The organism is Amycolatopsis suaedae (assembly GCF_004214935.1).
GTDB classification, from domain to species: domain Bacteria; phylum Actinomycetota; class Actinomycetes; order Mycobacteriales; family Pseudonocardiaceae; genus Amycolatopsis; species Amycolatopsis suaedae.
In genome coordinates, this window is record NZ_SFCC01000007.1 from 83747 (window position 1) to 103412 (window position 19666).

Consider the following 19666-nt stretch of genomic DNA (forward strand, 5'->3'; position numbering starts at 1 on the left):
CGCGGTGTCAACTCGCTTCGTCGACGAGGACCGTCACGTACATCGGGCTGTCCGCGGTGAGCTGGCCGCGGTCCCACCCACCCCACCTCTCCCGCACGCGCAGCCCGGCCAGCCGCGCCATCAGGTCCAGCTCCGCGGGCCAGACGTAACGCATGAAGCCGGCGGCGACCCGCGGGGTCCCGCCGTCGATCATCGTGTTGAGCAGGAACATCAACTGTCCTTCCGGGACGATCTGTGTCTGTTCCATCAGCACGGCACCCGGGCCGAGCGGATGGGTGACCGTCTCCGTCATGCGCCGGGTGTGATGGCGTCCCGGCTCGAACGTCTCCAGCACGATCCGGCCGCCCGGGGCCAGGTGGCGCCGCATGACCCGCAGGACCTCGATCTGCTCGTCCTGCGTGGGAGCGCAGCACAGCGCGTTGAAGACGCCGGCCACGAGATCGAACCTCCGGTCGAGGTCGAGGCCGCCGAAAGTGGCGTGCACTGTGTCCACAGTGGCCCCGGGATCGTTCGACCTGAGTACGCCCAGCATTTTCGACGAGGAGTCGATGCCGGTGACCCGGACGCCGCGGGCAGCCAGCGGGATGGCGATCCGGCCGGTCCCCACGCCGAACTCCAGTGCCGAACCGCCCTCACCGGCCAGCTCGGCGAGCACGCCGACGCACTGTTCGACCCCGGCCGTGACCGGGTAGAGCTGGTCGTACACCTCGGCGAGCGAGTCACCGTACGCTCCACTCAGCGCCAGGTCGCTCGTCACGGTCTGCTGACTCATCGTTCTCCTCGGGGGTCGGTGCTGTGCGGTCGGCGACCGGCGGCGGTGCCGGTGAGGTTGAAGGCGGGTTCGGCCGGGTCGATGCCCGCCTCCAGCAGATACGTCACGACGACCTCGTCCACCGAGCCACCCTCGGTCGCGTGCTGGAGCAGGGCCGAGGTGACCACGGTGGCCCGGTGCTGGCCGAAGCTCAGGCCACGCATGCCGACCCTGGTGTCGGCGGGGTCGTCCGCGGCCGACACACCGGCGGCCAGCCTGCTGGTGAACAGCGAGCACTGGTCCCCGACACCCGCGGCACCGGCCACCGCGTCGGCGACGGCGGCGGGCACCCCGGCGTCGGCCGCGCCGTGGTAGACCACGACGGCGTCCCGTCGCGGATAGGCCCTCGGGTCCGAGAGGACCTTCGCCCGGTAGCCGATGCCCAGCTCATTGAGAGCACGCACCACGCGGCCCCACACCTCGGGGGCGTGCTCGGGCCCGGTGACGTGGACGAACACCCGGCCGATCGCACCGCCCCGGTCCTCGTGCCCGTGCGGGCCGTCGACCATCAGGAACCCCGGCGACAGCGCGAGCCGAACGGCAGGCAGGTCGAACGTCAACTCGGCTCCCGGCTCCGGTACGGCTCCGTCGCGCACGGTGTGCGCCGGCAGCCGGACACTCACGCCGGAAAGGCGGACGGCGAGTCCGTCGCCAAGTATCGCCAGCACCACGCCCTCCGCCGGCGAGGTGGCATGGGGCACGACGGCAGTCAGGCCTGCCTCCAGCCCCTCGTCGCGCAGGCTGCGCGGGCGCAGGGCCGAACCGTCCGGTGGTGCCGCGCCGGCGTGCAGCTCGGCATAGATCGCGTTGATCAGCTTGGCGCGCAGTTCCCGCACGTTGGCGGCCTCGATCCGCTGACTGCCGACCGAAGCGCCACGCAAAGTGGGGTCCAGGCGGATGTGGTCGAGGATCTCGTGCACCCGGTGGTGTGCAGCTTGCACGGCAGGCGCCCTCATCGCCGCTCCCCCGAGCCGTCCACCGGGCTCAGCCCGAGCAGGCCGGCCGCGTCCGAGGCCCGGAGCATCACCGTGCGCCCGACTCCCGCGGCAGCCCTGTTCAGCGGGGACAGCCTGGACTTCTCTCTGGCCGAGACGTAGAGGCGGTCGAAGAGATGCCAGCCGGCGAAGGCGGTCGCACGGACCGCGTCGTCACCGGAGAACTCGCGGACCTCGCGGTAACCGGCACAGAACTCGCGGACCAGCGGCCGCTGGCGGCGCAGGCCCGCGATGCACCTGTTGACGATGTCGTCGTCGGTGACCTTGCTGCCCATGCCCGTGCCGGTATCGGCGTCGGCGGGTTCGTCGAGCCGGATGGCGGCGGTCATCTGGTAGAGGAACTCACCCACCACGGTGCCGACGTCGCGGGCCGGATCGCCGAGCCGGAACTCCTCCCAGTCGACCAGCGACACCTGACCGTCGGCGCAGACCAGGAGCTGGTCCAGCCGCAGGTCCGCGTGGATCGGTACCGCCGGCGCCCGCTTTTCGCCCTGGCGCAGCCGACGCACCGCGTCGCCGAACTCATGATCGTCCTGCATGATCCGCAACGCCTCGAGCTGGGCCATACTGCTGGTAGCGAAGACGTTCCACGGCAACGCGGTGAGCCAGTCGACCGAAGGAAGCGGGCACGCCGAGCTGTCGACGTTCGCCGGGTCCACGGGCAACTGGTGCAACCGCGCGGTGGCCCGGCCGGCCTGCCGGCTGTGTCGCGGCTCGAACTTCCCGTCTGCCAGCAGTTCCGCACCTGAGCGGGCGCCGGCTACGAGCTCGAAGACGAGTACGCCGCTCGCGGCGTGCCAGCCGAGGCACGCCGGGCTCGGTGGGCCGCCCCCGGCGGCACGGTTGGTCTCGAACGCGATCGACCTGGTGAAGCCGTCGAACGGAGCGCCGGTGTCCCGGGGAATCTTCTTCACGAACACCGGACGGCCGCTCGTGGTCGCTCCGGCCCAGTTGTCGTTGCGGCCGCCGTAGGACTCGAGGCGGTCCGGTTCGAACCGCCCCAGCCCGAGATCCGACAACAGCGTAGTCAGCGCGGGCTCGCCGGCGAGATCACCCGGTTCGAACCGCGAACCGAAGCGCGGCTCCCGCTCGGCGCCGGTAGGCCTGCCGGCGATGACACTCATGAGGATCCGCCTTCCGGATGGTCGGTGACCGCCGCCTCAGCGAGGCGGCGGATGAGCTCGACGTAGCCGGCCAGACTCGGGTGCCAGCCGACGTAGGCTGCGAAGTCGCCGGCGTGGGCGGCGATGCGCAGGACCACCGCCTTCGCCAGCAGCCCGGTGGACAGCCCGGCGGTGCCGTACCGCATGACACCGGACCGCAGTGTCCGCACGGCGTGCCGGCGCACCGGGTCGCGCTCGACGATCTCCAGCTCTGTGAGCTCGCCCAGCAGCCAGCCGAGGTCGAGTTCGGCGGCGGCGCGGTGCAGGACGGGCCGGGCGAGCAGGACAGCGGGCTCGTTCCCCTCGCCCACGACGATATTCGCCAGCGAGAACTCACCGTGCACGCCCACCGGCCGGGCCGGCTCGAGGAGCTGCCGGCACCACCCGCTCAGCTCCTCCATGCCGGTGATTCCCCAGCTACCCGAGGCCGTCTCCCGCAACCGCGCCAGTGCGCTGCCCGGCACCGGCGGTGTGACGAGCCAGTTCAGTAGCCTCAGCGCCCCCGGCGGGGGCAAGCCCGAATCGGCCGGCAACCGGTGCAGGGCAAGGACAGCGGGGACCACCGCGGCGAGCGTGTCGGCGGCCTTCGCGACGCTGTCGTGCTCGCGGTCCAGCAACATCGACGCGAGTGAACTGGCACCGTACGCCGTGTAGACCGCCTCACCGTCCACAATGGCCGGAGCCTGCATCGGCTCGGGCAAGGGGCCGGGCGGGCACCCCTCGAGGTGCCCCTGCTCGCTGGAAAGGCACCACAGGTAACGCCGGGCGCCGGTCCGCACCACCCGCACCTGCCGGGATCCGCTGTCGTGCTCGACCACCCGCTCACCCCGGCGCAGAACCGCACGCAGGGTATCGGTCGTCACGCCGCCCCCTTCCCCGCCCGGAGCGACCGGGCGCGCATCCGCGCCAGCAGGTCGGGCAGCGGGAGCAACGACCCGCTCTCCTCCCGTCCGGTCGTCGTGCTGCGTGCGGTACCCGTGGGGGCCAGGACGACGCGCGGGTCGGCGGTGATCAGGTCGAGGTGACGCTTCATCGCGGTGCTCCCGGCCACGCCCGGGGGCAGCGCCGGTGCTATCCCGATGGTTCCGGTGACGGCCTGCAGCGCCAGCAGCAGCGGCGTGTCGACCACGCCCAGCGCGAACCGGGCGAGAAAGTGTGCCGTGGCCGGGTACACCACGACCGTCTCGCACCACTGGGCCAGTTCCACATGCACGGCCCGGCCCGGAGGCTGCGCGGCCCAGTCGTCGACGATCACCTCGGAGCGGGACAACGCGCTCAGCGCCTCGGCCGCCACGAACCGGTGCGCGCTCTTCGTCAGCACGACGCGCAGTTCCACGTCCGGGCGTAGCTCGCGCAGCCAGTTGAGCCAGAACGGCAGCAGGGCGACGCTCAGTGCGCCGGTGCCGGCGAGCAACAAGCGGCCGGCGTCAAACTCGGGCATGACGCCGCCTTCGACCTTCTGGCCCACCGGGCTCCCTTCTCCCGTCGCGTGCGGTTCTAAGATGTGGGTGACTCGCACCACCGCGCTCCAGACCAGTGCGGTGGTGCGAGTCCTTTCACAGAGCCGAGCTCGGCCCGGCGGGGAACTCGGTCAGCAGGGGCTGGCGATCGTGCGGGCGATCGTCTCCGCGGTCAGGCGGACACAGGGGGCGGACGACGGAGTGAAGCCGGCCTCGTCCATGCCATCGTCGAACAACCCCAGCTCGGCGCTGGTGGTGTAGTTGTCGAAGCCCGCGAACAGGTCCTTCTCGTTCATTTTTCTCCTTCAATGGGTTCTGTCGCCGGAATGTACGCCGTGGAGCACTTCAGGGAAACAACCCCGACCCCCAGTCGCGGCGAATGGCGACAAGCAAAAAGTATCAACGCCAGACGGATCTTGTCAACGCAGATACACAGGTTGCTCTATTCGGAGCAGTCAGTCAATAACTCAATCCCGTGAAAGGTGTTGATCAGTGGCCGACAGGGAGCAGACCGACGAAAGCACGCTTCAAACAGCGCCACTAGCAGGGGATTTATCCGATCGTCCGAGAATATCAACCGATCGAACCGACAGATTGATGGAGAGGCGGAACCGATCAGCGCAACCACATGGGCGCGACTCCGGCAAATCTACTGAAGGCCACCGAGGCGGACACGAACGTATGACAACGACGGCGCCCGAAACATATAATTCCGACTAATTCGCTCACCATCGACGCATTCACACCGGAAAGGTCTCCATGAACCGAACAACGGCTGAAGAAGGTGTGTCCGGAGCCGGGAACCTGGCCACGCTGCTGCGTTATATTCGCCCGCACCGGGCGATGCTGACCATCGTCGGCACGCTGACGTTGTGCTCCAGCGCGGCGAGCCTGGCCCAGCCGATGATCATCGAGGACGTCCTGCTCGCGCTCGGAGCGGACGGCGATCTGACCAACCCGCTCCTGCTGCTCGCCGGACTGCTGGTGGTCTCGGCAGCACTCACCGGGTTGACGGTCTGGCTCACCAGCCGCACGTCCGAACGAGTGGTCCTGCATCTGCGGCGAACCCTGATCCACCGCCTGATCCGGCTCCGTGTGCGGGAGACCGACAACACGCCGGTCGGCGACCTGACCACCCGGGTCACGTCCGACACCACGGTGCTTCAGCAGGCCGCGTCGGCCGGGGTGATCCAGCTCCTGGACGGCGCCGTCACCCTCGTGGCCGCCTGCGTGCTCATGGGGATGCTCGACTGGCGACTCTTCCTGGTGAGCTTCGGCGTCCTGGTGGTCGTGGGGTTGATCGGCGGGATCGTGATGCCCCGGATCAGACGCGCCAGCCAGGCGGTCCAGGAGCAGATCGGCGCTGTCGGCGCCGTACTGGAGCGTGCCCTGAGCGCCACGCGAACGGTCAAAGCGAACGCCGCCGAGCCGGTGGAGACCGCCGCCGCGGACCAGGCGGCGCGCCTGGCGTACCGGGCCGGACTGCGTGGCGCGAAGTACGACGCCGTGATCGGTGTACTCACCGGTACGGCCGTCCAGGTTTCGTTCCTCATCGTCCTCGGCGTCGGCGGCGCCATGGTCGCTGCCGGCAGCCTGCACGTCGCGACTCTCATCGCCTTTCTGCTCTACCTGTTCCGGATGATGGGGCCGGTCGCCGGACTGGTCAGTGGTGTCTCCACGGTCTTCCAGGGATTCGGTGCAGTGTCGAGGATCGAACAGGTGGAGAAGATGGAGATCGAGGACGACGTCGACGTCCGGATACCCGCCCGCCCACGGACCGCACCGACGCTGCGGTTCGACAACGTGCGGTTCGGATACCCGGACCGGAACTTCCGCATCGACGGGGTCACCCTGTCCGCGCGGGCGGGCGAGCGGACAGCCGTCGTCGGCCCCTCCGGTGCGGGCAAGACCACGCTGTTCGCCCTCGCCGAACGTTTCTACCAGCCCGACAGCGGGCGCATCCTGCTCGACGAGGTCGATACGGCCACCTTGACCCGCGCGGAGCTGCGGCGCCGCATCGCCTATGTCGAGCAGGACTCGACGATGCTCTCCGGCAGCATCCACGACAACCTGACCTACGGCGCCACGACCGCGTCAGGCGACGAGATACGCCAGGTTCTGGCCGCGACCGGGCTGACCGGGTTCGTCGACGAACTCCCCGACGGGCTGGCGACCGAGGTGGGCTCGCGCGGGGCCATGCTCTCCGGCGGCCAGCGGCAACGACTGGCGATCGCCAGGGCCCTGCTCAGGCGGCCGGACGTCCTCCTGCTGGACGAGATCACCGCGCAACTGGACGCTCGCAACGAGGAGGCGCTGCGCCAGACCGTGGAGTCCGTGGCCAAGCAGTGCACCGTGCTGCTGATCGCGCACCGGTTGTCCACGGTGGTATCGGCCGACCAGATCGTCGTCATGCAGAACGGCACGGTGCGGGCGACCGGGAACCACAAGCAGCTGCTGGCGACCAGTGACCTGTACCGGGAACTGGCGGCCACGCAGTTGCTCACCCCCAACACCCCGGCTGACGCCGGGATGTCGCCGGCGGGGCCTAGCCTGCACCGGACTTCCAGCGCGGGACACTAGCCGTCCGCGTCGGCGCGGCGCTGCTCCTCGGCCAGGAAGTGCACCAGGTCGGCGGTGGCCGGGTAGAGGGCCCGGTAGTACGGGTAGAAGCGCTCGTACACCGCGGCCCGCTCCGGGTCGGGCGACACCGTCCGCTTCACCGGGTTCCACGCCGTGACGTCCGGTTCCATGCCCACGGCGACCGCCGCGAGCAGCGCGTCGCCGAACGCCGCGCCGACGGTCTCCCTCGGCACCTCCTGCGCGGTCCCGGTGACGTCGCTGACGATCCGCGTCCACAGCCCGCCCCGCACGCCGCCGCCCACGGCGACCAGCCGCCGTCCGCCGCCACCCGCCTCGGCCATCGTCTCCAGGTTGTGCCGCACGCCGTAGGCGATGCCCTCCAGCGCGGCGCGGTAGATCTCGGCGCGGCCGTGTGCCGTCGTCAGCCCGGCGATCACGCCCCGGGCGTCCGGGTCGAACAGCGGCGTGCGCTCACCGGCGAAGTACGGCAGCAACAGCAGGCCACGTCCGCCGGCCGGCGCGCGCCCCGCCGCCTCGACCAGCTCGGCGTACTCGCCGCCGGTCAGCCTGCGCAGCCAGTCGGTGATCGCTCCCGACGTGGCCATGCCCGCGGCCAGCGAGAACGTGCCGGGGTGGGTGCCGCGGGTGGTCCACAGCCCCGGGTGCGGTGTCGGGTCGGCCAGCACCTGGATGAGGAACATCGTTGTGCCGTACATGACCATGGTGTCGCCGGGATCGGTGACGCCGACGCTGGCGGCCTCCGCCCAGGCGTCCACCGTGCCCACGGTGACCGGCAGCCCCCGCGGCAGGCCGGTCTCGGCCGCCGCCGCGGCGGTGACCGTGCCCGCGACCTCCGTCGACCACGCCAGCCTCGGCAGCGTGACGCCGGGCGCGCACAGCGGTGCCCAGTCCGGTGCCCAGCCGGCCGCACGCAGGTCGTACATCGGGTCGCACTGGCTGGCCGAGTGGTGGTCCAGCACGTACTCCCCGGTGAGCCGGTGCACCAGGTAGGAACTGGCCATCAGGAACAGCTCGGTCCGCTCGAACACCTCCGGCTCGTGCCGCGCGAGCCAGCGCCACTTCGGCCCGACGGCCTGCGACGACAGGGGGGTGCCGCCACGCTCCACAATGGACTCGGCGCCCAGTTCCGCGGTCAGCTCCTCGATCTCGGTGCTCGCCCGGGTGTCGACGCCGTACAGGATCGCCGGCCGCAGCGGGCGGCCGTCGGCGTCGGCCGGCAGCAGCACCGGCCCGATGCCGGACACTCCGAGGCCGGCCAGCGGGCGCCCGTCCGCCGCGGCCACCAGCTCCCTGGCCAGCTCCAGGAAGTCCTGCCACCAGACGGTTTCCGCGTCGTGTTCGACCCAGCCGGGATGCGGGTAGGACGTCTCGTGCGGCCGGGTCGCCCGCGCGACGACGGTGCCGGCCGGATCGACCAGCACCCCCTTCGAGCTCGACGTCCCGATGTCGATGCCGAGCAGCAGCGGATCAGCCACGCGACCACTCGTCGAGCCGGATGCCGAGCAGGTCGGCGGCCGCGCGCATCTCGGCACGGCGGTCACCGGGGACGGCGTGGATGTGGTTGGCGCCGAAGTTACGCAGGAACACCTCCGCCGGTGCGTCCAGCCGGGCGAACGCGTGTGGCCACTCCGGCGTCGACTGCCGCATCAGGGCCGTGTTGGTGTCGTCGTCGTAGCTCTCGAACTCGCCGAGCATCAGCTGCATCCGGTAGTCGCCGCCCTGGCGGGTCAGCCGGGCCAGCGTCATCTGCCCCGGCGCGGCGATGTGTTGCACAGAGGCACCACCGGCTGGGAAAAAGAACACTTCCGGGTAGAAATTGACCCGCGCCAGGTTCTCCGCCGGGTCGTCACTGCGCGCGGCGTACCAGGTGGCGTGCTGGCCGGAGTTGCACAGGTCCCAGATGTCGCGGTCGGCGTGGTAGTGCCGGACGTCGGCGAACAGCACCGGGTCGCCGGAGATCTTGTGGAACAGCTGCATGGTCAGCGCGCCGTCCATGTCGGCCTCGGTGGCGGTGACGTGCACCGGCTTCGGGCCGTTCCAGTCGTAGGGGTCGTTGAGGAACGCCTCGGTGACGTCCATCGTGGCGAAGTGCTCGGTCAGCTCCGGCTGGGCCTTGATGCCCGAGAAGTCCAGATTGCGTTCCTCGATGATGTCCCGCACGGCGAGGTAGGAGCGGAGCTGCCGTTCCAGCAGCTCGGGGGTCAGCTTCTTGCCGTCGTAGTGGACGCCGGCGGCGTGGGCCTCGATCCACTCGCGCGCCTTGCGGGCCTCGCCCGCGTCGGCCTTCTCCGCACGCAGGACCAGCTCGTACTGGTCGATCTCCTCGACGTCGACGCCGAACTGCCGCATCCACTGGTCGGTGTTGGCGACGGCGGTGTTCATGCCCATCGGCCTGCCGCCGAACCGGCCGAACGTCGACCCGCGCAGGGCGGCGACCGCGGCCGCGGCACGGGCTTGCGCGCCGATGGCGGCGGCCAGCTCGGCGTCCTCCGGCCCGCCCCACAGGCGCAGGTGCTCGCGGCCGATCTGGTCCAGCGCCCCGCCCGCGGCGAGCATGCCGACCAGGCCGGGTTCGGTCGGGTCGGTGCTGGCGACGAGGACGAGCGGGCTGCGCGTAGCGTCGGCGGCGAGCATGGTGAAGTGCGGGAAACTCCACACCGCGTAGTAGAAGATCGTCAGGTCGACGTCGGCGGCGGCCACCTCCCTGGCCACCGCCGTGGCCAGCCGGTTCGTCGCCGCGATGTCGGATCCGGCCACCACGTCGTGACCCGCCGAGCGCAGGGTGGCCACCAGCGCGTCCTGTTTGGACTGGATGAACGCGGCGTTCCGGGCGTGGACGTGGTCCCGTCCGTCGGAAATGCTGATCACGCCGATGCGGGCCACGAGTCCTCCTGCTGCGCCGGGCGAGTAATCGATTACCGAAAACGCTATTGTGCACTCTCAGCAGTGTCAATAGGCGGTGCGTGGGACCCGTATCCTGCGGGTGGACGAGAGGGCAGGCATGGCGACCATCAGCGACGTGGCGGCACGCGCGGGCGTGTCCACGGCCACCGTGTCCCGCGCGCTCAACGGCAAGTCCACTGTGGACCCGGCACTGGTGGCCAAGGTCCAGCAGGCGGCCGCTGAGCTGGGCTATCAGCCCAACGGGCTGGCCCGCAACCTGCGCAGGCAGGAGACCGCGGTGCTGGCGCTGATCATCTCCGACGTGGAGAACCCGTTCTTCACCTCGATCGCCCGCGGCGTCGAGGACGTCGCGCAGACCTCCGGGTATTCGGTCGTGCTGTGCAACTCCGACGAGAACGCCGACAAGGAGCGCCGCTACCTCGACGTCGCCGTCCAGGAGCGGGTGGCCGGCGTGGTGCTCTCCCCCACCGGCACCGAGACCGACGTCGCGGTGCTCACCGGGCGGGGCACCCCCGTCGTGGCCGTCGACCGGCCGCTGGCCGGGGGCACCGGCGACCAGGTGCTGGTCGACACCCGGCGCGCCGCGCGCGAGGCGACCGGGCACCTGCTCGGCCACGGCTACCGCCGCGTCGCGTGCGTCACCGGCCCGTCCGGCGTGCGCACGGCCGACGACCGGCTCGCCGGGTACCGCGACGCCGTCGTGGGCGTCCACGACGAGGTGGTGCGGCGGGCCGAGTACAAGGCCGCGGGCGCCCGGCGGGCCACGCTGGACCTGCTGGACGCCGACCCCGGGACCGACGCGCTGCTGGTCGCCAACAGCACGATGGCCATCGGTGTGCTGGAGGCGCTGGCCGAGCGCGGGCTGCGGCCCGGCCGCGACGTCGGCGTGGTCGCGTTCGACGACGCGCCGTGGGCCACCCTCATCGACCCGCCGCTGACCGTCGTCGCCCAGCCCGCCTACGAGATCGGCGCCGAGGCGGCCCGCCTGCTGCTGGCCCGCATCGCCGACAACACCCGCGGCCCCACCGCCACCCTCCTCGACGCCCGCCTCATCGAGCGCGGCAGCAGCGTCCAAAGCTCGTGAAGGCCACCTTCACCACGTCTCACGTAATGAAGGTGGCCTTCACGAGCTTCTAACCCTGGTTGAGCCGCGCGTAGACCTGGGCCGCGTTGTCCTTGGTGACCCGCTCGGTCTGCAGGACCTGCTGCTTGGGCACCTGCTGGCACTCCAGCAGGATCTTCTTCGCCGCGTCGATGGCCTCCTTGCCACCCGTCGGATACAGGAACGTCGCCGCGAGCCGGCCTGCCTCGACCGCCTTCAGCCCGCCCGACTCGATGGGCAGGCCGTCGATGCCGACGATCTTCACCCCGGTCCGGCCCGCGTTCTGCGCGGCGATGTAGGCACCCTCGGCCATCGGGTCGTTGTGCGAGTAGATCACCGACACGTCGGGGTTGGCCTTGAGCAGCGCGTCGGCCTGCTGCTGCCCCTTGTCCCGCAGCCAGTCGCCGTCGCCGCTGGCGACCACCTCGATGTTCTTGCCCTGGATGCCCTGCTTGAAGCCCTCGCTGCGCTCCTTCGCGGGCGTCGACCCGGCCAGGCCCCTGATCTCCATCAGCTTCCCGCCGCTGGGCAGCAGCGCCTCGGCGACGTACTGGCCGGCCTGCCTGCCGATGTCGACGTTGTCCGCGCCGATGAACGACGTGTAGGCGTCCCCGTCGACCTTGCGGTCCAGCACCAGCACCGGGATCTTCTGGTCGTACGCCTTCTTCACCACGGCGGTGAGCGGCGTTGCCTCGTTCGGGCTGATGATCAGCAGGTCGATCTGCTGGGTGAGGAAGTTCTCCACCTGCTCGACCTGCTTGGAGTTGTCCTGCTGGGCGTCGGCGAAGTTCACGGTGAACTGCGGCACGGCTGCGGCGGCCTTGGCGATGTCGTCGTCCATCCGCTCCCGGTACGGCTCGGCCTTGTTGGCCTGGCTCATGCCGATGGTGAACTTGCCGTCCTTGTTGCACTCGGGTGCCGCGCCCGGTTGCTGCCCGCCGGGCTGGGAGTTCTCGCTCGTGGTGCCGCAGGCGGTCACCGCCAGCAACGCGCAGGCTGCCAGCGCGGTGACCCTGGACTTCGTTGTCATAGCGCGGTCCTTTCCGAATCTCACGAGCCGGCGGAGGCCGGACGCAGTCGCTGCAGGCCCGCGGCCAGGACGATGACCAGGCCGATCACCAGCAGCTGGATGTTCGAATCGACGTTGTTCAGGGCGAGGATGTTGCGCAGGACGCCGACCAGCAGCGCCCCGGCGACGGTGCCCACCACCGTTCCCCGCCCGCCCATCAGGCTGGTCCCGCCGATCACCACGGCGGCGATGGCGTCCAGCTCGTACATGGCCCCGTCGTTGGGGCCGCCGAAGTTGAGCTGCCCGGCGTGCACGATGCCGGCCAGCGCCGCCAGCAACCCGCAGATGCCGAACACCAGGACCTTCACCCTGGTCACCGGCACACCGGACAGCCGGGCGGCCTTCTCGTTGCCACCGATGGCGTAGATGTGCCGGGAGAACGCGCTGACCCTCAACAGCACGATCGCCAGCCCGGCGACCACCGCGAACACCAGCGCCGGGATCGGCACCACCCCGTTGAACGTCCGCTCGCCGAGCAGCGAGAACGCCACCGGCGCCTGGCCGGGCCCGTCGCCGTAGGTGATCGACACGCCCTGCCCGCCCGACCAGATGCGGGCCAGTCCCCTGGCGATCTGCATGCCTGCCAGCGTCACGATGAACGCCTGGATGCCGAACTTCGCCGACGCCACCCCTTGCAGCAGGCCGAACACCAGGCCGATGGCCAGCACGATCAGCACCGCGAGGAACACCCCGAGGTCGTTCTCCACCAGCAGCACCGCGGCGCCGACACTGGCCAGCCCGAGCACCGAGCCGACCGAGAGGTCGATGCCGCCGATCAGGATGACCAGCGTCATCCCTACGGCCAGGATGCCGATCTCGGAGATCGACCGGACGACGTTGAACAGGTTGTCCGGGTCGATGAACAGCAGGCTGCCGTTCTTGGTCGGCGAGAACACGATCGCCGCGATGACCACCAGCACCAGGCCGAACAAGCTCTGGAACTTGAACACGACCTCGAGCAGGTCCGCTCCGCGTCGGCGTTCCAGCCCGAACGCGGCCGCATCCCCCGCCTTGGTCGCCGGTTCGCTCACGTCGCACTCCCCTCGGCCAGTTCGGTGATCATCGGCCCCTCTCCCATAGCGGCGGCGAGCAGATCCGCCTCGCCGACCTGGCTGGTGTTCAGCTCCCGCACGCTGGCCCCGCCCCGCAGCACGACGACCCGGTCGCACACGCCGACCAGCTCGGCCAGCTCGGAGGACGCCAGCAGCACCCCGACCCCTTGCGCGGCGATCTCGCCGAGCAGCCGGTAGATCTCGGCCTTCGCCCCGACGTCGACACCGCGAGTCGGCTCGTCCAGCAGCAGCAGCGACGGCTCCGCGAGCAGGTTGCGCCCGAGGACGACCTTCTGCTGGTTCCCGCCGGACAGCGAGCCGACCGGGCTGCTCAGCCTGGCCAGTTTCACGCCGAGCCGCTCGACCGTCCGCTGCGCCGCGGCCCGTTCGGCCCGCCGCGGCACCACCCCGAACCGGGCCAGCCTGTCCACAATGGACAGAACGCTGTTGGCCAGCACCGAATGGTCCAGCGCCAGCCCGGCGACCCGGCGGTCCTCTGGCAGGAACGTGATCCCCAGCCGCAGCGCCTGCCGCGGCCCCCTGGGGTGGATGGGCTTGCCGCGCAACGTGACCCGGCCCCGCCAGGGCGCCTTCGTACCGACGCCGTAGAGGGTCTCCAGCAGCTCGGTGCGGCCCGCGCCGAGCAGCCCGCCCAGCCCGACGATCTCCCCGGCGCGCACGGTCAGGTCGATCCCGGCGGGGTCGCGCCTGCCCGGACGGGGCCGGGCGGCGGCGAGCCGGAAGTCCTTCAGCTCCAGCAGTTCCTCGCCGGCCGGCTGGTCGGGTGCCTCCGCCTGGAACATCAGGTGCACCGGCCTGCCGACCATCGCCTCCGACGCCTGCGCGGCCGTCAGCTCGCGGGCGTCGAACTCGGCGACGACCGACCCGTTGCGCAGCACGGTGGCCCGGTCGGCGACGCGGCCGATCTCCTCCATGCGGTGGGAGATGTAGACGATGCCGACGTCGGCCCTGCGCAGCTCCGCGATCACCGCGAACAGCCGCTCCACCTCGGGCGCGGACAGGGCCGACGTCGGCTCGTCCATGACCAGCACGCGCGCGTCCAGCGACAGCGCCTTGGCGATGGTGACCAGCTGCTGCTCACCGGTTCGCAGCTGCTCGACCGGGCGGCGCACGTCGAGTTCGACACCGGTGCGTTCGAGCAGCGCCTTCGCCTCCCGCACCATCCGGCGCCGGTCCACCGTGCCGACGGGCGTTTTCGGCTCCCTGCCGAGGAAGACGTTCTCCGCGACCGACAGCGCCGGGACCAGATCCAGCTCCTGGTGGATCATCGCCACCCCGGCGCGCTGGGCGTCCGCCGGACCGGTGAACCGCACCGGCTCGCCGTCGATGCGGATGTCTCCGCGGTAGCCGCCGACCTCGCCGCAGAGCACCTTCATCAGCGTCGACTTGCCCGCGCCGTTCTCGCCGAGCAGGGCGTGCACCTCGCCGGGTTCGACGGTGAAGTCGACGTCACGGACGGCGTGCACCCCACCGTAGGACTTGCTGACGCCGGACATTCCGACGAGCGGTGCGGCCATGGCGGTCCCTTGCTGCCGACGTTGGCGGGTAATCGATTACCGGCAAGCTAGAGTCACTCGACAGGGGGTGTCAAGGAAAGTGGTCAAGCCGAGTCATCCGACCTCGATTCCAGCCAGGTACGCCGCCCCGCGCGGGGACAGCCGGTACCCGACCGGAAGGCTCTCGGTCAGGCCGAGTTCCTTGAGTTTGCGGACGTCTGCCTTGAAGTCGGGCTTCGGCCTGCCGACGCTCTCCGCGAGATCCGCGGCCCGCACGCCGGGCCGGTCGCGCAGCAGCCGCAGCAGGTCGTGCGCCCACGGCCAGCGGGCCAGCCGCGCCCGCAGCGCGTCGGCCTCGTCCCCGGTGGCGACTGTCTCGCGCAGCGCGACCCGTGGATCCTCCCCACCCGGCCGCAGTGCGATGCGGTAGACCTGCCCCTCGGGCCTGCGGTCGAGAATGCGGCGTAACGCCGGGAGATCCGGGTACCCGGCGCGCATGGCCTCCTCGGCGGGGATGTCCTCGGCGTCCACCGGGTCGACCGACTCGATGGCGAGGACCCCGACGGCTGTGCGCAGAGTGCCCCCGGCACGCACCGTGGGGCGGCGCCACCGGCGGAAGGCCAGCGTCACCTCGCCCTCGACGATGCGATCCAGGACCGGGCGGGGTATCTGCACGTGTTCCAGCCTGTCGCTAGGGGTCCCGGCGAACAAGACCTTGGGCCCTGGACAACCACGGGAATCCGGGGGAAACTGACCTCTGGCTTCTACGCAGAGTGTTTGATTATGTGCACATTGTGTCGATCTTTGGTGAGTTGCCACACAGATGAGACCGGTAATCGCACGAACCCGCACACACAGGTTACTCTAGGCGCATGACTGTCGCACTGGAAACCGTCCTGGCCAAGGCCGGGTTGAAAGTGGACGCGTCCGAGTTCCTCACCCTCGTCGAGGATGCGGCTCGGAAGCTGTCGCCACCCAACCCGGACCCGGCGGACTACTTCACCCCCGACCAGCGGACAGCTCTCATCGACGTCGGGCTCGACCTGTCGCCGCACACGGAAACCGAGCCGGACCAGCGGGCCCGGACGGTCGTCGCGCACGCGGTGCTGGCCGAGTCGTCGCTCACCGTCCTCGACGCGGCGCAGCGACTCGGCGTGGACGACAGCCGCATCCGGCACAAGCTGAAGGAGGGCCGGCTGACCGGCTGGAAGGGCACCGGTGGTGGCTGGCGCCTTCCGGCCTGGCAGTTCACCTCCACCAGCGTGCTGCCGGGTCTGGAGACGGTGCTGCGCGCTGTTCCCGCCGATCAGCCCCCGCTGGTCGTGGCCGCCTTCATGAGCACGCCCCAGTCCGACCTGCTGATCAACGACCGGTGGGCGACCCCGAGGGACTGGCTGCTCGCGGGGGGCGACCCCGACATGGTCGCGCGCCTGATACAAACGCTGGGAGAACCGGCGTAGGGTCGGCGACAACCGCACGAGAAACAGGTATCCGCTACGTATGGCAAGGCTTCCCCTGCCTCCCGCGCGTGCCGTCCTGGTCAGGGAGCTGCGCCGCACAGAGGACATCGTCGCGGTTCACCCTGCCACCCGCCTGGTCAGGATCTTCACCGCGCGCAGCCGGCACCCGCAGCGCTGGAACACCTTCCGCTACACCGGGCCGCTGCCGCACGGCCGATTCGACCCGCAGCGGCCCGCCCGCGGCGGCGCGCCGGTGACCGACCCCGGCAACGGGGTGCTGTACTTCGGCCTGTCCGTGCGCACCAGCATCGCCGAGGTCTACCAGACGACGTCCACCGTCGACCGCAAGACCCGCGGCCCGCAGCTGGTGATCGTCCGGCCGACCCGCACGCTGCGGCTGCTCGACCTGTCCGGGCTGTGGCCGACGCGCGTCGGCGCGTCGCAGGAGATCTCCAGCGGGCCGAAGAAGATCACGCAGGCCTGGGCCAGGGCCATCCGCGCGGCGTTCGGCGACCTCGACGGCCTGTGGTACCGCTCGTCGATGGACGGCGGCGGCCCGGCGCTGGCCCTGTGGGACCCGCCGGCCGGTGAGGCGCTGCCGCTGGCGCCGGACGTCCTGCTACCACTGGACCACCCGGGCCTCGACGTGCCGCTGGGCCGGGTCTGCCAGGAACTGAACTACGACCTGGTCAACTGATCGGGCGCCCCTCGCGACTGGCAAACACGTGAAGGCCACCTTCACCACGTGAGACGTCAGGGGCCCCGGCAAAGTCGTGGGCAGCGACGGCCTGGGTCCGTCGGCAGGGGCGCTGTGGTTGCGTGTCGCGCAAGTATGGTGCCGTTGGTGGCGGCGGGGTGCCGGGGGTGTTGTCTCGTTCGTGGTGGCTGGTGGGGTGGGTGTGCTGGCTGGTGCCGGTGTGACAGGTGTGCCCGCCTGACGGCTTGGCGTCGGGTACGTGAAGGCCACCTTCATCACGTCTGGCGACAGGAACTCGGCCTTCACACGCTCCCAGGCGTTCCGCTGGCATCGCAGGCCACGGCAGCCCCACCAGCCACACCCGTAAAGCAGCGAGGGAGCTTTACTACCCTTCTTCGCCAGTAAAGCTCCCTTGCTCACGCACCCACGCCCAACTTTGCCGGGCCCCTGACGTCTCACGTAGTGAAGGTGGCCTTCACCTGCGCTCGTCGGCGTCGCGGGGCGGGTGCCGGTACAGCCACCCGCCGCCGAGCAGGAGCACCACGCCGCCGCCGAGCAGGATCCCGCCGTTGACCAGCGCCTCCCGTTCCCCCTCCCCGCTTTTCCGGCGCTCCATGATTTCCTCGTAGGTCGCCTCGTGCCCGCTCGGCTCCCAGTAGCAGCTGTCGCCGGGGTACATGGCCTTGCCGTCACACGTCGGCCGCCCGGACGGGGGGTCCGTGGCGAACAACAGCACGAGCAGCCCAAACGGCGTCGCCACGCCCCCGATGACCAGCATCAGCAGGCAGGCGATCATCGCCGCCGCTTTCTTGAAGCCCACGGCACGGACGCTAGAGCCCCGGCCGGGGACCCCTCCCGGACCTAGCTCTTGAGCCTGCGCGACCACCAGTCCAGCACGGCGTCGAAACGCTGCACCCGGTGGCGGGGGCGGCCCGAGCGGCTCAGCTCGTGCCCCTCACCGGGGAACAGCAGCATCTCCGTGTCGACCCCGCCCTTGCGCAGTGCCACGTACAACCGCTGCGCCTGCTCGACCGGGCACCGCCAGTCGTGCTCGGAGTGGACGACGGCGAACGGGATGCCGATGCGGTCGGCGTAGCTGAGCGGGCTGTTCTCCCGCTGCTTCTCGACGTCCGTGCCGACATAACCTTCGACGAACTCCCAGCCGATGTCGGAACTGCCGACGAACGAGTCCCAGGCGTTGACCGCCCGCTCACTCCACGCCGCACGGAAGCGGTGCCCGTGGTGGGCGGCCAGCCAGGTCGTCATCCAGCCGCCGTAGGAACCGCCCATGACGCCGACGCGCTCGCTGTCGGTCTCCGGCAGGGCGAGCCCGGCGTCGAGGAACGCCAGCAGGTCGTCGGCGTCGACCGTGCCGAACCGGCCGATGATCGCTCGCCCGTGGGACTCGCCGTACCCGGCCGAACCACGCGGGTTGGCCAGCAGCACGGCGTATCCGGCGGCCGCGTACACCTGCGCCTCGTCGAACAGGCCCCATTCGTAGGCGGCGAACGGCCCGCCGTGCACGACCAGCAACGTCGGGTGCGGCCCCGGCCCCTCCGGCAGCACGACCCAGCCGTGCACCGGGTAGCCGTCGGGCGCCGTGGCGGTCAGCTCCCTGGGCTCGCGCACCCCGGCTTCCCGCAGCGGCGCGGAGAAACCGGTCAGCGTGACCTGCCTGCCGCCGTCGAGCAGGACGACCTCGCCCGCGTCGACCGGGGTCGACAGCGTCACCACGATCCGGCCGCCGTGGACGGCGAAGCCGCGCACCGACGACCGCTCCCCCACCACCAGCCGGGTGTCCTCCAGCGTGGCCGCCTCGGCGTCCCGCGGCACCGCCCGCAGTTGCGTGGCACCGCGGTGCAGCACCCCGACCAGCACCTCGTCACCGGCGGCGACCGGGGCGCCGACCGCGGACGCGCAGTACACCGTCTCCGCGTCGGTGAGCCGCCGCGGCCGCGCGGGCTCGCCGTCCAGCCGCAGGTCGGCCGCGAACAGCCCGTCGTTACGGATGAAGTCCACCCCGGTGAACTCCCTGCCGACGAACCACACGACGCCGTCGCCGACCGCGGGCCGGGCCGCGTTGCCCGAGGTGAGCACGGCCAGCACCGGCTCGCCGCCACCGGCCGGAACGGCGTACACGTCGCTGTGCAGGGTCTCGACCGCGCCCCAGTCCCGCGGGGCGACGACCAGCACGTGCTCGCCGTCGGGGGTCCACGCGGGATCGGAGACGTCAACGGCCCGGTCGGTCAGTGCCACCGGCGCCTGGGGGTCCTCGGCGACGGCGTCGAGCACGTACAGCCGCTGCGGCCGGTCGGCCAGGAAGCCGAGGTCGTCGACGCGGTAGTCCAGGCGGGTGATCCGCCGGGGCGGCTCGGCGCCAGGTTCGACCGGTTCGCCGTCGCCGGACGGCGTGCCGTAGCGCCCGGGCTCGGGATCCCTGGCGACGAACGCGATCCGGCGGGAATCCGGTGCCCACACCGGGGCACCGGCGCCCAGCGGCAGTTCGGTGACCCTGCGGGACTCACCGCCGTCGGCAGGCATGACGTGCAGCTGGGGCTTGCCCGCCGCACCCGTCTCCTCGGTGGCACGCAGGAACGCGACCCAGCGGCCGTCGGGAGAGATGGCAGGGGCGGTGTCGGCCGGACCGTGGGTCCAGGCCCGGTCACCGCCCCCGCCGAGGTCGATCCGGCGCAACCCGCCGCGATAGCGATCGTTGGCGGGATCGGGCCGGGACACGCCGACCAGCAGCAGGTCGTCGTGCAGGGCGGGAGTGCCGGGGACGGCTAGGAGTTCCAGATCAGTGGGCAGCACGTCCCCGACACTACTACTTCATTA

The 19666-nt window shown here is 70.9% G+C and carries 18 protein-coding genes; 4 read left to right on the plus strand and 14 right to left on the minus strand.

The genetic code is table 11. From position 1 onward, the window contains the following. Positions 1 to 7 precede the first annotated feature (7 nt). The 6 genes from EWH70_RS14905 to EWH70_RS36490 all read right to left on the minus strand — a co-directional run bounded on the left by EWH70_RS14905 (position 8) and on the right by EWH70_RS36490 (position 4725). A complete protein-coding gene (locus EWH70_RS14905; protein WP_130475987.1) occupies positions 8 to 772 on the minus strand; it encodes a class I SAM-dependent methyltransferase in 765 nt (254 codons plus the stop codon). Then, positions 769 to 1767, minus strand: coding sequence for a T3SS effector HopA1 family protein (locus tag EWH70_RS14910; protein ID WP_130475988.1), 999 nt, complete (start codon positions 1765 to 1767; stop codon positions 769 to 771). Before EWH70_RS14910 ends, EWH70_RS14905 begins: the two co-directional genes overlap by 4 nt. After that, positions 1764 to 2930: a class V lanthionine synthetase subunit LxmK gene (lxmK, locus tag EWH70_RS14915; protein WP_130475989.1), complete on the minus strand. Its 1167-nt coding sequence runs from the start codon at positions 2928 to 2930 to the stop codon at positions 1764 to 1766. Before lxmK ends, EWH70_RS14910 begins: the two co-directional genes overlap by 4 nt. Further along, on the minus strand, positions 2927 to 3832 hold the full coding sequence (locus tag EWH70_RS14920) for a protein kinase family protein (RefSeq protein WP_130475990.1): 906 nt from the start codon (positions 3830 to 3832) through the stop codon (positions 2927 to 2929). The genes lxmK and EWH70_RS14920 overlap by 4 nt, the downstream gene beginning before the upstream one ends. Next, entirely contained in the window at positions 3829 to 4410 is a 582-nt protein-coding gene (locus EWH70_RS14925; protein ID WP_130475991.1) for a flavoprotein, read from the minus strand. Before EWH70_RS14925 ends, EWH70_RS14920 begins: the two co-directional genes overlap by 4 nt. A gap of 150 nt (positions 4411 to 4560) precedes the next feature. Beyond that, entirely contained in the window at positions 4561 to 4725 is a 165-nt protein-coding gene (locus EWH70_RS36490; RefSeq protein ID WP_165436281.1) for an LxmA leader domain family RiPP, read from the minus strand. 490 nt (positions 4726 to 5215) lie between these two features. Here EWH70_RS36490 and EWH70_RS14930 point away from each other — a divergent pair, with 490 nt between their 5' ends. After that, positions 5216 to 7009, plus strand: a complete 1794-nt coding sequence (locus EWH70_RS14930; protein ID WP_240686993.1) for an ABC transporter ATP-binding protein — start codon at positions 5216 to 5218, stop codon at positions 7007 to 7009. On the opposite strand, the gene EWH70_RS14935 is transcribed toward EWH70_RS14930, so the two are convergent. Then, complete coding sequence (locus EWH70_RS14935; RefSeq protein WP_130475993.1) at positions 7006 to 8505, minus strand: FGGY-family carbohydrate kinase; 1500 nt, start codon at positions 8503 to 8505, stop codon at positions 7006 to 7008. The genes EWH70_RS14930 and EWH70_RS14935 overlap by 4 nt on opposite strands. Next, entirely contained in the window at positions 8498 to 9913 is a 1416-nt protein-coding gene (locus tag EWH70_RS14940) for an L-fucose/L-arabinose isomerase family protein (RefSeq protein WP_130475994.1), read from the minus strand. The genes EWH70_RS14935 and EWH70_RS14940 overlap by 8 nt, the downstream gene beginning before the upstream one ends. Before the next feature lie 118 nt (positions 9914 to 10031). Here EWH70_RS14940 and EWH70_RS14945 point away from each other — a divergent pair, with 118 nt between their 5' ends. Next, on the plus strand, positions 10032 to 11018 hold the full coding sequence (locus EWH70_RS14945; RefSeq protein WP_130476260.1) for a LacI family DNA-binding transcriptional regulator: 987 nt from the start codon (positions 10032 to 10034) through the stop codon (positions 11016 to 11018). A gap of 49 nt (positions 11019 to 11067) precedes the next feature. Here the strand turns inward: EWH70_RS14945 and EWH70_RS14950 are convergent, their stop codons facing one another. The 4 genes from EWH70_RS14950 to EWH70_RS14965 form a co-directional block, all read right to left on the minus strand. Continuing rightward, the gene (locus EWH70_RS14950) at positions 11068 to 12066 is read right to left on the minus strand and encodes a substrate-binding domain-containing protein (protein ID WP_130475995.1); all 999 of its coding nucleotides are present in this window, start codon (positions 12064 to 12066) and stop codon (positions 11068 to 11070) included. Positions 12067 to 12086: 20 nt separating this feature from the next. Further along, positions 12087 to 13136 carry an ABC transporter permease gene (locus EWH70_RS14955; RefSeq protein WP_420809062.1) on the minus strand — a complete coding sequence of 350 codons (1050 nt, stop codon included), beginning with the start codon at positions 13134 to 13136 and terminating at the stop codon, positions 12087 to 12089. Then, positions 13133 to 14695 carry a sugar ABC transporter ATP-binding protein gene (locus tag EWH70_RS14960; protein WP_130475996.1) on the minus strand — a complete coding sequence of 521 codons (1563 nt, stop codon included), beginning with the start codon at positions 14693 to 14695 and terminating at the stop codon, positions 13133 to 13135. The genes EWH70_RS14955 and EWH70_RS14960 overlap by 4 nt, the downstream gene beginning before the upstream one ends. Before the next feature lie 93 nt (positions 14696 to 14788). Beyond that, positions 14789 to 15349, minus strand: coding sequence for an ASCH domain-containing protein (locus tag EWH70_RS14965; protein ID WP_130475997.1), 561 nt, complete (start codon positions 15347 to 15349; stop codon positions 14789 to 14791). A gap of 197 nt (positions 15350 to 15546) precedes the next feature. Between EWH70_RS14965 and EWH70_RS14970 the strand changes: the two genes are divergently transcribed. Both EWH70_RS14970 and EWH70_RS14975 read left to right on the plus strand, forming a co-directional pair. Beyond that, positions 15547 to 16134 carry a DNA-binding protein gene (locus tag EWH70_RS14970; RefSeq protein WP_130475998.1) on the plus strand — a complete coding sequence of 196 codons (588 nt, stop codon included), beginning with the start codon at positions 15547 to 15549 and terminating at the stop codon, positions 16132 to 16134. A gap of 40 nt (positions 16135 to 16174) precedes the next feature. Further along, positions 16175 to 16831, plus strand: a complete 657-nt coding sequence (locus EWH70_RS14975; RefSeq protein WP_130475999.1) for an RES family NAD+ phosphorylase — start codon at positions 16175 to 16177, stop codon at positions 16829 to 16831. Between the two features lie 475 nt (positions 16832 to 17306). On the opposite strand, the gene EWH70_RS14980 is transcribed toward EWH70_RS14975, so the two are convergent. Both EWH70_RS14980 and EWH70_RS14985 read right to left on the minus strand, forming a co-directional pair. Beyond that, positions 17307 to 17651 carry a hypothetical protein gene (locus tag EWH70_RS14980; protein WP_130476000.1) on the minus strand — a complete coding sequence of 115 codons (345 nt, stop codon included), beginning with the start codon at positions 17649 to 17651 and terminating at the stop codon, positions 17307 to 17309. A 41-nt stretch (positions 17652 to 17692) separates the two neighbouring features. Beyond that, entirely contained in the window at positions 17693 to 19642 is a 1950-nt protein-coding gene (locus EWH70_RS14985; protein WP_130476001.1) for a S9 family peptidase, read from the minus strand. Positions 19643 to 19666 lie beyond the last annotated feature (24 nt).

Bases quoted from the DNA above. Each gene is read 5' to 3' on its own strand.
- EWH70_RS14905 (WP_130475987.1), bottom strand. From the start codon at position 772: ATGAGTCAGCAGACCGTGACGAGCGACCTGGCGCTGAGTGGAGCGTAC.
- EWH70_RS14910 (WP_130475988.1), bottom strand. From the start codon at position 1,767: ATGAGGGCGCCTGCCGTGCAAGCTGCACACCACCGGGTGCACGAGATC.
- lxmK (WP_130475989.1), bottom strand. From the start codon at position 2,930: ATGAGTGTCATCGCCGGCAGGCCTACCGGCGCCGAGCGGGAGCCGCGC.
- EWH70_RS14925 (WP_130475991.1), bottom strand. From the start codon at position 4,410: ATGCCCGAGTTTGACGCCGGCCGCTTGTTGCTCGCCGGCACCGGCGCA.
- EWH70_RS36490 (WP_165436281.1), bottom strand. From the start codon at position 4,725: ATGAACGAGAAGGACCTGTTCGCGGGCTTCGACAACTACACCACCAGC.
- EWH70_RS14945 (WP_130476260.1), top strand. From the start codon at position 10,032: ATGGCGACCATCAGCGACGTGGCGGCACGCGCGGGCGTGTCCACGGCC.
- EWH70_RS14950 (WP_130475995.1), bottom strand. From the start codon at position 12,066: ATGACAACGAAGTCCAGGGTCACCGCGCTGGCAGCCTGCGCGTTGCTG.
- EWH70_RS14960 (WP_130475996.1), bottom strand. From the start codon at position 14,695: ATGGCCGCACCGCTCGTCGGAATGTCCGGCGTCAGCAAGTCCTACGGT.
- EWH70_RS14970 (WP_130475998.1), top strand. From the start codon at position 15,547: ATGACTGTCGCACTGGAAACCGTCCTGGCCAAGGCCGGGTTGAAAGTG.
- EWH70_RS14975 (WP_130475999.1), top strand. From the start codon at position 16,175: ATGGCAAGGCTTCCCCTGCCTCCCGCGCGTGCCGTCCTGGTCAGGGAG.